Origin of the sequence: Streptomyces sp. NBC_00310, assembly GCF_036208085.1 — a bacterium.
Taxonomy (GTDB): Bacteria; Actinomycetota; Actinomycetes; order Streptomycetales; family Streptomycetaceae; genus Streptomyces.
Map to the genome: position 1 here is coordinate 3235028 of NZ_CP130714.1, position 14216 is coordinate 3249243.

Below are 14216 nucleotides of genomic sequence, written 5' to 3' on the forward strand. Positions count from 1 at the left end.
GGCGCGGTCAGCCGCTGTGGCTGCCGTCGTTGTGGCTGCCACCGGGGTTCATGTGCGCGGACCCCTCCTGCATCTCCCCGCCGAGCGTGCCCTGCAGCCCGCCCACCGTCTTCTTCTCGCCGACGGCGACCCACTTGCGGCCGACGAGGTAGTAGCCGCCGTAGTCCTTGGCGCCGGAGAGCCATTCCGCCTGGCCCCGGTCGGTGGCGAAGGTCGCGAGGACGAACTTGCCGTCGAAGTCGCCGTCCTTGTTGGTACAGAGGGCCTGGCGGATCGTGTCCGCGTCCGTCTGCATGTCCGGCTTGCAGCCCACCTCGCCCGCGATGTGCTCCAGTGTCCCGGTCGCCGTCTTGGGGACGGCGGCCTCGGCGTCGTCGGCCGAGCCGCAGCCGGTCAGCACCAGCAGGGCGGCGGCCGCGCAGGCCGCGCTCCCCGCAAGCCTCTTCCTCGTCAAACTCATCCGTACCTCCGGGTCCGTTCAGGCGACGTGAACTCGCCAGCTCCGTGCGCACCGTTGTTCACGGACGGTCGCCCCGTTAGCGTGCCGCCACTGTCGACACAGGGGGCACACAGACATGAACAGTCCGTCGCGACGCACGGTGCTGGGCTCGGCCGCTGTCATCGGCCTCGGAACCCACCTGCAGTGGTCGGTCCCGGCCCACGCCGCAGAGAGCCCCGGCGAGGGCCCCGTCTTCGATACGGCTCCCGCGCGCTCCGCGCTCAATCGGCTGCTGCCCGGTCATGCCGGACAGTTCCGGCTCAGTCTGCTCGACCGGAGCGGCACCGTCGACCGCTTCCGTGTCACGGGCACCACCGGACGCATCCAGGTCCAGGCCACGACACCGGCCACCCTGCTCATGGGCGTCCACTGGTACCTCAAGTACGTCTGCGGGGCCCACCTCGCCTGGAACGGCAGCCAGCTGGACCTGCCGAGCCGCCTCCCCGCCCCCGCCCGGCCCCTGGAGAGATCCACCGCCCTCCCCCACCGCTTCGCCCTCAACGACACCAACGACGGCTACACCGCCCCGTACGCGGACTGGCCGTACTGGGAACACCAGATCGACCTCCTGGCGGCGCACGGCTGCAACGAGGTCCTGGTCGTCGCGGGCATGGAGGCCGTCTACCACCGGCTGCTGAAGGACTTCGGCTACTCCGACGAGGAGTCACGGGCCTGGCTCCCCGCCCCCTCCCACCAGCCCTGGTGGCTGCTGCAGAACCTCTCCGGGTACGGCGGTCCCCTCTCCCCCGAGCTGATCGCCCGCCGGGCCGCGCTGGGCCGGCGGATCACCGACCGGCTGCGCGAGCTGGGCATGTCCCCCGTACTGCCCGGCTACTACGGGCACGTCCCCAAGGAGTTCGTGGAGCGCAACGGCGGTGACGCGCACGTCGTCCCGCAGGGCATCTGGCACGGCTTCGAACGCCCCGACTGGCTCGATCCGCGCACCGACTCCTTCGCCCGCGTCGCCGCCTCCTTCTACGGCCACGTCAGGGACGTGTTCGGCGAGGCGGCCCACTTCAAGATGGACCTCCTGCACGAGGGCGGCACGGCGGGTGACGTGCCGGTGCCGGACGCGGCGCAGGGCGTGGAGAAGGCCCTCCAGAAGGCGCGTCCCGGCGCCACCTGGGTGATCCTCGGCTGGCAGGAGAACCCGCTGCCTGAGCTGCTGGACGCCATCGACCGGTCGAAGATGCTGATCGTGGACGGCGTCTCCGACCGCTACGCCAGTGTCACCGACCGCGAACGCGACTGGGGCGGCACCCCGTACTGCTTCGGCACGATCCCCAACTTCGGCGGCCGTACGACGATCGGGGCCCGCGCGCACCTGTGGAACGACAAGTTCTTCGCCTGGCGGGACAAGGCGGGCAGCGCGCTCGCCGGTACGGCGTTCCTGCCCGAGGCCACCGACCGCGACCCGGCCGCCTTCGAGCTCTTCTCCGAACTGGCCTGGACCCCGAGGAAGCTCGACCGGGCCGCCTGGTTCTCCTCGTACGCCGACTTCCGGTACGGCGGCCGCGACGACTCCGCCCGCAGGGCCTGGCGGGCGCTGCACGACACCGCGTACCAGCAGCAGGCCGTGGAGCGCAGCGACCCGCACGACTCCCTCTTCTGCGCCCGCCCCGATCTCGCCGCGAACCGCGCCGCCGAGTACGCGCCGAGGGCACTGACGTACGACCCCGGCCGCTTCGACGCGGCCCTCGCCGGGCTGCTGGGCGTGGCGGGCGGGCTGCGCCGCAACCCGGCGTACCGGTACGACGTGGTGGACGTGGCGCGGCAGGCGCTCGCGCACCGCAGCCGCCAGTACCTGCCGCAGCTGCGCGAGGCCTACCGGCGCAAGGACCTCGCCACCTTCCGTGCGCTGTCCACGCTCTGGCTGCGGCTGATGCGGCTGTCCGACGAGGTGACGGGCACGAACGGGGCGTTCCTGCTGGGCCCGTGGGTGAACGACGCCCGGCTGCTGGCGACGAACGACGCCGAGCGGGCCGAGTTCGAGCGGACGGCGAAGGTGCTGATCACGGTGTGGGGCGGGCGGGCCACCTCCGACACGGGCGATCTGCACGAGTACGGCAACCGGGAGTGGAACGGCCTCATGGCCGACTTCTACGTCCCGCGCTGGCAGAAGTGGCTCGACACCCTGGAGGACGCGCTCGCCACGGGGACCGCTCCGGCGGCCGTGGACTGGTTCGCGTTCGAGGAGCCGTGGACCCGGGAGCGCGAGGACTATCCGCTGCGGCCGGTGGGGGACGCGTACAGGGCGGCGGCGCGGGTGCGTGAGGTGCTGGCGCGGGCGCCGTACCAGGGGACGCTGGCCGTCACCGCGGAGCCGCCGGTGCTGCCGCCCGGCGGGAGTGCGCGGGTCTCGGCGGTCTTCCGCAATGTCAACGGGCTGAGGGCGACGGGGCGGGTGGACTTCGCGCTCAGCGGCTTCGACGGGACGGCCGAGCCGGAGGGGCCGACATCGTTGCCGAGCGTTCCGGCGGCCGGCTCGGGGACGGTGCGCTGGCGCGCGGACGCGCCGGATGTGCCGCTGGACCGTCCGCTGCGGCCGCTCCCCCACACGATCACCGTCCAGTACGGTCCGCGTGGCGAGGACCGGGTCGAGGGGCGCTTCGACGGAACGCTGTTCGAGGCGGGGCCGGTGGATTCGGGGTGGCGCACCTACACCAACAACGGGGCCGTCTTCGGGCAGTTGGAGGGCCGGTTCGCGATCGATGGTGGCGGGGCGGATCTGTGGCGGGGTACGGCGGAGTTCGGCACGCTCTATCGGGCGGGGGCGCTTGGGGACGGTACGTCCGTCACTCTCCGGGTCGATTCCCAGGCGTCGACCGGGAACTGGGCGCGGGCGGGGATCGTGGTGCGGAACAGCCTCGGTACGGCCGGGTCTGCGGGGTTTCTGAATCTGGCGGTCACTCCGGCGAACGGGGTGGTGTTGTCGTACGACAGTACGGGGGACGGGACGCTCGACACGTATCGGCGGATCACGGGGGTGAAGGCGCCGGTGGTGTTGCGGTTGAGCCGGGCGGGGGCGGGGGCGTACGTGGGTGAGTGCTCCGTCGACGAGGGGGCGAGCTGGCGGGTGGTGGGGACGGTGTCCGTGCCCGGGGCGGTGGGGGGTGGTCAGGACGTGGGGCTCTTCATGAGTGCGACGAACGGGGGGAGCGGGGCGCGGGGGCTGGTCGAGTTCAGCGGGTGGTCGCTCACCTAGGTTTCCTCGCCCCCGCCGCCCCTACCCGTCCCCTCCCCCAGGGGCTGCCGCCCCTTCGACCCCGCTCGGGGTGGGTTGTTCGGGTGCGGGTGGGTGGGGCTTCTCGCGCAGTTCCCCGCGCCCCTTTCAGGGGCGCGGGGAACTGCGCGAGCGACCACGAACCGTCCGCACCCGCCGACGAAAGGGCACCCCCCACCCCCTAGGCGCCCCACCCAACCCAGCGGAGCGCTCTGGTGACCATCCGACCATTCGCTCGTTCTGTTGAACGTGCAGTCACAGGATGTCGCCCCGCGCCCCGCGTCTTCCCGCGCTCAGGAGTCGGTCGTGGACGTCGAGCAGGCGGAGGCCGCGCTCGTCGAGCACTACCCCCGTCTGGTGCGGCTCGCCTACCTGACGTTGCCGCCCGGCCTCGGCCGTAATCGTCGCGTGCTGACGGCACACGCACTGACCCAGCGGGCGCTGCCGAGGCGGCGCAGGTCGGCATCGCTGATCCCGGCGCAGGCGACGGGGACGGTGGCGGGACGGGAGCGCAACCCGGGGTACGCCTACGTACGGCTCCAAGTCGTCCGTACCGCCCTGGAGGCGGGCCTCCCGCTGCGGCGCAGGGCGTGGCCGAAGCGGTCCCAGTTGCCGCCGCTGCTTCCGCGGGTGTGGGGTCTGCGGCTCTTCCCCCGCTCGGGCGGCGCCGACGAACTGGCCCTGGACCAGCGGTTGTCGGCCCTCAGCTCCCCGGCCCGCGCGGCCTACGTCCTGCGCGGCCTGGAGAAGCTCCCCGACCCGGTGATCCGGACGCTCCTCGACGAGGCCGGGGTCGGCAGTCCGGCCGCGGCGCTGAAGGAGGCCGACTCCGTGTCGGCGCGGCAGTACCCGCTGCTGTCCTCCCCCGAGTACGACCCCTGTTCCCTGCACGCCCGCCCCACCGATCTGATGCGGCGCCGCCAGCACCTGAAGGCCGCGCTGGCCGCCACGGCGGCCATGGTCGTGTGCGGGGCGCTCCTCGGGCTGCCCGGGCAGGGGTGGGGCCCCGACAGCGCGGCGGCACCCCCGTACGCGCGGAACCCGGCGGCCCAGGCCGCCCTCGATCCGGGCAGGTTGACGACGGCGGCGGCCACGGCGTGGCAGGCGACGGGGCGGACCGACTTCACCACCTGGCCCGCGCGCGGCGATCTCGTCGAGGACAAGGCCCTGCTGCGGCGCGCCCTCGCGGTCTGGGCCCGCCCCGGTGAGTCCGCCCAGGTCGCGGTCACCCTCGGCACCCAGGCGGGTCCCCCGCCCGGCCCGCCGCAACTGCTGTACGCGGGCGAGGTCGACAACCTCCGGGTCGTCATGCTGCACGACGGTCTGCGCATCGCCCGTTACGCCGAGCCCCTCGACGACCCGGGCACGGCCGCCCTCGACCTGACCCGGGCCGACGGGGCGACCGGCGCCGGCGCGAGCGCCCTGGTGCTGGGCCGGGCCGACGGCAACGTCCGCTATCTGACGGCGCCCTGGGTGCGCGAGGCGGCCGTACGGGATCTGGCGAAGGCCGACGCCGAGGTGCGGAAGCTGGAACTGACGAAGGACGGGACGACGGCGCCGTTCGCGAGTCCGGCGGTGCGTACCGGGGAGTGCCGGTCGTGGGACGTGCTGCAACTGACCGATGCCCGGGGCGGTACGCGGTTGCTGACCGATCTGTCCGAGGTGACCCCCGCGCAGCTCACGGTCGGCCGCCCGACGGCCGGGCCCGCGCGTGACGCTTCCGCCGCCCCCGCGACCTGGGCGCCCTTCGCCTGTTCCCTGGCCGCCGTCCGGTCGCAGGGGGTGCGGACCGTGAACGCCTGGCGGTTCGCCCGTCAGCCGCTGCCCGACGAAAGCGGCACGGCCGACTGGGTGTGCACCCGGACCGAGACCTGGCGGGGCGCGGGAACCCGGGCACTGACCCAGTTCACCACCTCGGCCGGCGCGTACATCACGGCCGCCGCCGACGAGGTCCCCGCCTGTGGCCCGGCCGACCCGCACGTCCTGGCCGCCGGTCCCTGGAAGTCCGCGACCGGCGACTCGTACCTGCTCGCCGCCGGTGGCAAGGACACGGTCTCCGTCGAACTGAGCGGCGGGGCGAGCGGTTCGGCCCCGGGCAACCTCCTGGCCGTACCGGTCGAGGAAGGCGTACAGGCCGAGTTGAAGGGCACGCTGGCGAACGGCCGGGAGATCCACGGACTTCAGTCGGCCCGGTGACCGCTCGCGCATCGAACACCTCCACGCGATCCAGCCCATGGCAGGCTGGAATCAATCGGTAAGGTGTTCGTATGCGAACCGGTGCGCGCCGCAGGATGGGTGTGGAGGAGCGGCGGCAGCAGTTGATCGGGGTGGCCCTCGACCTGTTCAGCCGGCGCTCGCCCGACGAGGTCTCCATCGACGAGATAGCGTCGGCGGCGGGCATCTCACGCCCGCTCGTCTACCACTACTTCCCGGGCAAACTCAGCCTGTATGAGGCCGCGTTGACGCGGGCCGCCGATGATCTCGCGAGCCGTTTCGCGGAATCCCGCGAGGGTCCGTTCGGCGCCCGGCTGCTCCGCATCACGCACCGCTTCTTCGACTTCGTCGACGCGCACGGCCCCGGTTTCTCCGCCCTGATGCGTGGCGGCCCGGCCGTCGGTTCGTCCCGCACCAACGCCCTCATCGACGGCGTGCGCCAGGCCGCCTATGTCCAGATCCTTTCGCACCTCGACGTCGACGACGCCCCACCGGCCCGCCTCGAACTCGTCGTCCGTTCCTGGATCTCCCTCGCCGAGTCCACGGCCCTCGTCTGGCTGGACGGCCGCCGCATCCCGAGGCGCGAGCTGGAGATCCAGCTCGTCCACGACTTCGCGGCCCTGGCGGCGGTGAGCGCGGCCCAGGACGAGGAGATGGCGGACCTGCTCCGCGGCATGCTGGCCGAGGAGCCGGCGAACGGCCCGTTCAGCGATCTGGCGGGACTCCTGGTGACCTTGGGGCGCGGCTAGATCTCGAACTTCCGGTACGAGGGATCAAGGTCCCGCACTTCCGCCGACGCGTGGAACGCCAGCCCCTCCGAAGGCTTCACGTACTCCCGGAGCAGCTCCAGCACGTTCTCCGTCAACGCCACCTTCGTCTCGTCGGTCCGCCCCGCGAGCAAGCCCAACGTGACATGCACGATGGCGTGCCCGCTCAGGTCGGGACCGACCACCGTGTCCTCGGTCGCCCGGAACTGCGTCTTGCATGCCTCCGGCTTCGCGGCGGCGGTCCGCACGACCTCCTCGTGCAGGGCCGTGGCGAAGGCGGGCCGGTCGAATTTCTCGGAGAGCACGGCGGAGTAGTCCACGGTGATCTGCGGCATGGGGCGCCCCTCTACAAAAAGGTCGACGACGACAAGGCAACCCGGTCAGCCTAGCCGCAGGCGCAACGCCAGCATCGCGATGTCGTCCTCCCGGTCCCGCCCGAAACAGTGCAGCAACGTGTCGCACAGCGCGACCGTGCCGGGCGGAGCGTCCGCCGCGGCGGCCCGCAGCTGTTCCATGGAGAGCGACAGATCGATTCCCCTGGTCTCCACCAGCCCGTCCGTGACCATGAGCAGCCGGTCCGTCGGCCACAGCACCGTCTCCGTGGGCTCGGGCCGTTCCAGGCCGAGCCCGAGGAGCGGCCCGGCGGCCTTCACGTACTCGGCCTCACCGCGGTCGCGGACGATCAGCGGCGGGATGTGGCCCGCGTTGGCGATCCGTACGCGTCCGCTGCCCGGATCGACGAGGGCGAGACAGACCGTGGCGGTGACGTCGGGGTGGTGGTGCTGGAGCATCCGGTCGAGCCGCTGGGCGAGCGCCGCGGGGTCGGACTGTTCCACGCAGTAGGCGCGCAGGGCGTGCCGGATCTCGACCATCACGGTGGCCGCGTCCAGCGAGTGCCCGACGACGTCGCCGACGGCGGTGAGGACACCGCCGGAGGTGGACAGGGCCGCGTAGAAGTCGCCGCCGATCTCGGTCTGGCGGGACGCGGGGACGTACCGGACGACCACGTCGAGGCCGGGGAACTCGGGCACCCGCTTGGGCAGGAAGCTGTGCTGGAGGGTGAGCGCGACATGGCGCTCGACCTGGTACATCAGGAGGGGCTGCGCGGCCAGCGCGGTGGCCTGGGCGAGGCGGGCGACCAGGCCCGTGGTGTCGGATGCCGCACCGCGGGTGCCGCGCACGGGGGTCGCGACGCAGACGGGCGTACCGCTCTCGGTGCGGGCCAGGACCAGCCGGGCGTCCTCGGTGACGCCGGGCCGGAAGAAGCCCGGGGGCCACAGGGGCGCGGGGACGACGGTGTCGTGCGGTCCGGGGTCGCCGTCGGTGACGCGGCGGATGAGCCGGGCCACGGCGTCGTGCGCGCCGGCGTCGGGGAGGGTGGTGCGGGCCCGGGCCCGGGAGGTGCCGCGGTAGAGGTGGCCGTCCTCGCCGAGCACGAACACGGCGGCGGGCGACCGGGTGAGCCGGGCGGCTCCTTCGGCGGCGGCTCCGGCCAGCTCCTCCAGGGTGCGGGCGGCCTGGACGTCGACGATGGTCTCGGACAGCAGGGTGAGCCGTCGTACGAGGGCCTCGGCGCCGTTGCGCATGCGGGCGCCGCGGACGGCGGCGCGGACGACCGCCTGGATCTCCTCCGGCTCGGCGGGGACCGTCAGATAGGCCTCGCCGCCGGCGTCCAGTCCCCGGCAGCGGTCGCTGGGGGCGACGGAGGCGGCGGAGAAGTGGACGACGGGAAGGGCCGCCATCGGGGGCTGGGCCTTGAGCCGGCGGCAGAGTTCGAAGCCGCTCATGTCGGGGAGGCCGACGTCGACGAGGGCCACGTCGGGCAGGGCTCCCGAGCGGAGCCGCAGGTCGAGTTCGGCGAGCGCCTCGCCGGCGCTGGCGACGGGGAGCACGCTGTGCCCGGCCCGGCGCAGCACCGCGCCCATCGCGTACCTGCTGGCGGCCGCGTCGTCGACCACCAGCACCGTGCTGTTTGCTTCGTCGGCCATCAGGCTCATGAGGCTCTCGTCCGGGTGGTGCAGGCCGTCCCCTCTCCACCTGCACCACCCAAACTAGCGCTCTATCGGGCGGATCGTGCGAATACCGCCACGGTCCGCCCCGGAACGACGAACGTCCCCGATTCCGCTTCGTACGACGAGGTCCGAACGGTAGAGTCCGCACCCGCCGCCTGTACCCGGTGCAGTGCGTATCCCGTCCCGGCCAGGTCGTCCACGGTCTGCTTCCGCTTCTCCGGGGTGGCGTTGAAGACGACGACGAGGTCGCCGAGTTCCATGGTGATCACGCCCGGTGTCTCGTCCTTCCCCGACAGCGGGAAGGACAGCTTCGACTGCACCTGCCCCGCCGTGCCGAGGGAGAACACGTCCTCCGTCGTACGGATCCTCAGCAGGTCCCGGTACGCGGCCGAGGTCCCCTCGATCTGCTCGCAGCCGACCCCGACGGAGGTCAACAGGGGCTTGGCGTTAGGCCACTTGGACTGGTTGTCGGCCGCGAGGGGCAGTCCCCGCCCGAAGCCGTTGCCGCCGTCCCCGCAGTCCCAGTGGATCGCGTTGAACCAGTCGCCGCTGTCGTAGGAGTTCCGGTCGAGCGACTTGGAACGCAGCAGGTCGGTGCCCGCCTGCGAGAGCGCCGGGCCCTGTGAGAGGGCCGCGGTCGCCATGGCGAGGACCTGCATGCGGGCCCGGTCGGAAGCGCTCGTCGCCTTCGGCAGTTTGAAGGCCAGCGCGTCGAACAGCGATTCGTTGTCGTGCGCGTCCACGTAGGCGAGGGCGTCGCCGGGGGCGTCCGCGTATCCGGCGGCGACTCCGTTGTAGTCGACCTCCGAGCCCTTGACCTCCTTGCCGTCGGTGTCGGTGAACCGGTAGTTCGCGAGGTTGCCGCTCAGCCCCACCTTGACGAGGTCCTGGTAGTGCAGCAGCCGTGCCTTCTGCTCGGCCGACGTCCCGTTGCCCTCCGATGAGTTGGGGTCGGTGTAGAGACCGGAGGCGAAGCCCTGGACGCCCGGGTCCTCGTCGAAGGGGCCGCCGCCGCGCACCGCGTCACGGGCCCGGTCCGAGAAGGTCGCGATGCCCGTCCCTGCCATGTTCTTCTGCGTGGCCTGGGTGAAGCGCGCGTCGTCGGCGACCTCGCCGAAGTTCCAGCCCTCCCCGTAGAGGATGATCCTCTTCCCGTCGATGCCGTCCTTCTTGAGGGTCAGCGCGTCGAGGGCCTTCCTGACCGCCAGGATGTTGGCCTTCGGGTGGTGGCCCATCAGGTCGAAGCGGAACCCGTCGACCTTGTACTCCTTGGCCCAGGTGACCATCGAGTCGACCACCAGCTTGCCCATCATCGTGTTCTCGGGCGCGGTGTTGGCGCAGCAGGTGGAGGTGGCGACCGAGCCGTCGGCGAGGAGCCGGTGGTAGTAGCCGGGGACCACCTTGTCGAGGACGCTCTTGTCGGCCTGTCCGCTCGCGGGGGTGTGGTTGTAGACCACGTCCAGCACCACGCCGAGGCCGTCGCCGTTGAGCGCCTTCACCATCTTCCGGAACTCGACCGTGCGCCGGGGCCCGTCCGGGTCGGTCGCGTACGAGCCCTCCGGGACGGTGTAGTGGTACGGGTCGTAGCCCCAGTTGAACCCGTCCTTCGCCGCGGCCTTCGCCACGCACTCCTGCTGCTGGTCGGAGTCGGCGGCGTACGAGCCGAGGTCGCAGTCGACGCTCGTCTGGTCCGCTTTCCTCTCGGGGATGGTGGCGATGTCGGCGACGGGGAGGAGGTGCACGTACGACGTGCCCGCCTTCGCCAGCTCCCGCAGATGCCTCGAGCCGTCGCCGCCCGGGTCGGTGAAGGCGAGGTAGGTGCCCTTGTCCTGCGCGGGCACCGTCCGGTCGTCGATGGAGAAGTCCCGGACGTGCAGCTCCTGGATCTGCGCGTCCTTCAGCGGTACGGCCTCGGGCTTGGTGTACGACGACCAGCCGGCCGGGGCGAGCGCCTTGTCCTCCAGGTCGACGACGAGGCTGCGCTCGGAGTCGGCGGTGAGGGCGACGGAGTACGGGTCGGTGACCTTGTTGGTGACGACCTCGCGGACGCTGGGCGCCCACACCTTCACCACGTACCGGTAGGGCTTGTTCTTCCAGGACTTCGGTCCGGTGACGGACCAGACGCCGGTGGCGTCGTCCCGCTTCATGGGGAGCGTCCTGCCGTCGAGGTCGAGGGAGACCTTCTGCGCGGTGGGCGCCCAGACGGCGAGCGTCGTACGGCCCTTGCCGAAGGTCGGGCCGAGGTCGGCGTCCGCCGCGCTCGCGCCGTACAGGTCGTCGAGCACCCCGGCGATCTGCACGCCCGTCGCCGCGAGCACGGCCCCGTTGGCAGCCCGCTGGGAGGCGACGAGCTGGCCGCGCAGGGTCTCACGGACCCGGTCGCGGTCACGCGGGTCGACGGTCCAGGCCGTGTACGCCTTCAGATGCGGGAACTTCGCCTTCTGGGCGTCGGTGAGCGCCGACTTGGTGAGGCGCAGCCACCGCTCGTCGGTGCTGGTCAGCGCGCCGTCCTTCGCCGTGATGGAGCCGGTGCGCGAGTACAGCAGCTGGGTGGAGGCGGCGGTGTCGTTTCCGTTCCAGGCGAGGGTGTTCCGGTCGATCCAGACGGCCTTGGAGGTGGTCAGGTCGAGGGCGGCCGCGCTGCCCGCGGGCTGCGGGAGCAGGTACTTCTCCTGCCCGTTCAGCAGCCACACCTCGTGGCCGGCGGCCTTGAGGTCGAGCGCCTGGTCGGTGGAGAGGTCCTTCTCGTCGCCCTTGTGGATGATGTAACTGAGGCTGGTGGCCCCGTCGGTGAGGGGCACCTCGAAGACGGCGCCGTAGGCGTCGGTCCGCACCGGTTCCAGGGGCTTCGACCAGTCCGTGGGGTTCGCGGCGCCGGACCAGACGTGCAGGCCCCAGCCGTCGTGGTTCCCGTCGGCGCGGTGGTAGTGCAGGACGGCCTTGGACGTGTCCTGCTGCGGGTAGTCGGCCGTGGGCCTCTCCGTGAGTACGGCCTCCTTGCCCTGCTCGACCCAGATCTCGCCCGTCTTCGTGACGTCGATCGAGCGGTCGGCGGAGACGTCCTTGGTGCCGTCCTTGTCGATGACGAGATAACTGACGTTCGAGGCACCGGGCTTGAGCTTGACGTAGGCGAAGGCGCCGTACGCGTCCCGCCCGACGAAGTCGTGGCCGTCCGGCCAGGTGGTCCCCTCGCCGTCGGCGATGTCACCCCAGGCGTACAGCCGCCAGTCGGTGTAGTCGCCGTCGGCGCGCTTGTAGTGGACGATCGCGTAGTCGCGCGAGGAGGCGGTGGGGACCTCGGGGGCGGGCGGGGTGCCCGTGGTGGAGGCGGCGGTGGCGCTCGCCGTTCGTCCGGTCCGGTCGATCACCACTGCCTTGTACCGCAGTGCGGTTCCCGCCGGAACCTCCTCCCCGATGGTCTGGGTGACCTGGTACGGGGCATGGTCCGCGGAACCCAGCGTCTTCCACGTGCCGTTGCCGACCTGCGCGGCGAAGACGACGCGGTTGAGCTGTCCCCCGTCGACATCGGCGCTGATCTCCACCGTGCCGGTGGCGCCTGCGGCCGGGGCCCTGAGGGTGAGGGACGGCGCGGTGGCGGGCTTCGCGAGCGGGCCGGCGGCCTTGAGGACGATCGCCGACCCGGCCGGGACGGTGACGGTGACCTTGCGGTCGGCGTCGCTCGTCACCTTGGCGTCGGTCCCGTGGATGCCCTTGAAGGCCATGCGGGCCGAGCCGGTCGCGAAGTTCGCCGTCTTGGCCTCGCCCGCGTTGTTGAAGGCGACGACGTACTCGGTACCCGTCTCGGTGTCCGTGCGGGAGAAGGCGTAGACGCCCGCCCCGTCGGCCGCGTAGCGCTCGGTCTGGACGCCGTCGGCGAGGGCCGGGTTGGCCTTGCGGAGCTTGGCGAGAGCACTGATCTGCTTGTAGAGCGGTGCTCTCGTGTCGTACGCGTCCGAGGCGTGGGTGCGGTCCGTGCCGAGCTGGTCGTCGTCCAGGTAGTCGGCGGTCTTCGAGGCGAACATGGTCTGGCGGGAGTCCTTGTCACCGCCCGCGCCGGTGAAGCCCTGCTCGTCGCCGTAGTAGACGACCGGGTTGCCACGGCTGAGGAACATCAGCTCGTTGGCGAGCCTGTCCTTGGCGAGCAGTTCGGCGTCGTCCGCCTTCGGGTTGTCCTGTTCGAGGAAGGTCCCGATGCGGCCCATGTCATGGTTGCCGAGGAAGGTGACCTGCTCGTACGCGTTGGCCTTGTCGGTCGTGTACTTGTAGTCGTCCCCGAAGACCGAGGCCAGCTTCCGCGCACTGCCGCCCTGGGAGGCGTACGAGCGTGCCGCGTCCTGGAAGGGGAAGTCGAGCGTGGAGTCGAGGCGGCCCTGGGTGACGTACGGGGAGGTCACCGACGTGTCGGCGGAGTAGACCTCGCCGAACATGAAGAAGTCGTCGCGCCCCTTCTTCGCCGCGTACGCGTCGAGCGCGGTCGCCCACTGGGTCCAGAACTCCGTGTTGACGTGCTTCACGGTGTCGATCCGGAAGCCGTCGATGTCGAAGTCCTTCACCCACTTCTCGTAGATCTTCTCCATGCCGGAGACGACCTCGGGACGTTCGGTCCACAGATCGTCCAGCCCGACGAAGTCGCCGTAGGTCGCGGACTCGCCGGCCCAGGTGGAGTCGCCCCGGTTGTGGTACATCGTCGGGTCGTTGAGCCAGGAGGGAACCTTGGCGTTCTTCTTGGCGGCCGGGACGACGGGGGTCCGGGGGAAGGAGTCCCGGTCGACGGACGGAAAGTCCTTCTTCCCGTCCTCGTAGTCGGCGTCGTCGAAGGGCTCGCCGTCCTTCGTCAGATAGGGGAAGGCACCCTTGGAGAGGTAGTCGTACGACTTCTGCTCGTAGTCGACGACATCGGCGGTGTGGTTGGTGATGACGTCGAAGAAGACCTTCATGCCCTTGGCGTGGGCCTTGGAGATCAGCGTCTCCAGGTCCTTGTTGGTGCCGAAGTGCGGGTCGACCTGGGTGAAGTCGGTGATCCAGTACCCGTGGTAGCCGGCGGAGGCGTTCTCGCCGGTGCCCTGGACGGGCTGGTTCTTGAAGATGGGCGCCATCCAGATGGAGGTCGTGCCCAGGCCCTTGATGTAGTCGAGCCGCTCGGTCAGGCCCTTGAGGTCGCCGCCCTGGTAGAAGCCCTTGTCGGTGGGGTCGTAGCCGGTGGCGAGGCGTGAACCGGTCAGACCGCCCTCGTCGTTCGCCTTGTCACCGTTGGCGAAACGATCCGGCAGGACGAAGTAGAACTGCTCGCGGGTGAGGTCGTGACGGGCGGCGCTCTTCGCCAGCTTCGCGTCGGACGGCGGTGCGGGCGGGGTCGCGGCCCCGGCCGCGAGGGGCTGGACGAGCGCTGCGGTCAGCGCGGTCACGGTGACCGCGCCGACCACTGCGGCCCGTTGGGCGTGGGCGGTACGGCGCCTCGACGGCGTCGGCCATCTCGGTATCACGGATGGACTCCTTGCGAT

Annotated in this window: 7 protein-coding genes; 3 read left to right on the top strand and 4 right to left on the bottom strand. The window is 71.4% G+C overall.

Annotated elements, in window-relative coordinates; all coding sequences use genetic code 11:
* Positions 1 to 7 precede the first annotated feature (7 nt).
* Positions 8 to 460, bottom strand: coding sequence for a hypothetical protein (locus OG202_RS14260; protein WP_327730103.1), 453 nt, complete (start codon positions 458 to 460; stop codon positions 8 to 10).
* 115 nt (positions 461 to 575) lie between these two features.
* Between OG202_RS14260 and OG202_RS14265 the strand changes: the two genes are divergently transcribed.
* The 3 genes from OG202_RS14265 (at position 576) to OG202_RS14275 (ending at position 6685) form a co-directional block, all read left to right on the top strand.
* Positions 576 to 3704 carry an alpha-N-acetylglucosaminidase gene (locus OG202_RS14265; protein ID WP_328222825.1) on the top strand — a complete coding sequence of 1043 codons (3129 nt, stop codon included), beginning with the start codon at positions 576 to 578 and terminating at the stop codon, positions 3702 to 3704.
* 267 nt (positions 3705 to 3971) lie between these two features.
* Complete coding sequence (locus OG202_RS14270) at positions 3972 to 5918, top strand: hypothetical protein (protein ID WP_328224675.1); 1947 nt, start codon at positions 3972 to 3974, stop codon at positions 5916 to 5918.
* Positions 5919 to 5989: 71 nt separating this feature from the next.
* Complete coding sequence (locus tag OG202_RS14275) at positions 5990 to 6685, top strand: TetR/AcrR family transcriptional regulator (RefSeq protein WP_328222826.1); 696 nt, start codon at positions 5990 to 5992, stop codon at positions 6683 to 6685.
* Here the strand turns inward: OG202_RS14275 and OG202_RS14280 are convergent.
* The 3 genes from OG202_RS14280 to pulA form a co-directional block, all read right to left on the bottom strand.
* On the bottom strand, positions 6682 to 7038 hold the full coding sequence (locus OG202_RS14280; protein WP_326583305.1) for a 5-carboxymethyl-2-hydroxymuconate Delta-isomerase: 357 nt from the start codon (positions 7036 to 7038) through the stop codon (positions 6682 to 6684). The two genes, OG202_RS14275 and OG202_RS14280, sit on opposite strands and share 4 nt — an antisense overlap.
* A gap of 45 nt (positions 7039 to 7083) precedes the next feature.
* On the bottom strand, positions 7084 to 8691 hold the full coding sequence (locus tag OG202_RS14285) for a fused response regulator/phosphatase (protein ID WP_326583304.1): 1608 nt from the start codon (positions 8689 to 8691) through the stop codon (positions 7084 to 7086).
* 71 nt (positions 8692 to 8762) lie between these two features.
* Entirely contained in the window at positions 8763 to 14198 is a 5436-nt protein-coding gene (gene pulA, locus OG202_RS14290) for a pullulanase-type alpha-1,6-glucosidase (RefSeq protein WP_328222827.1), read from the bottom strand.
* Between the last annotated feature and the right edge of the window lie 18 nt (positions 14199 to 14216).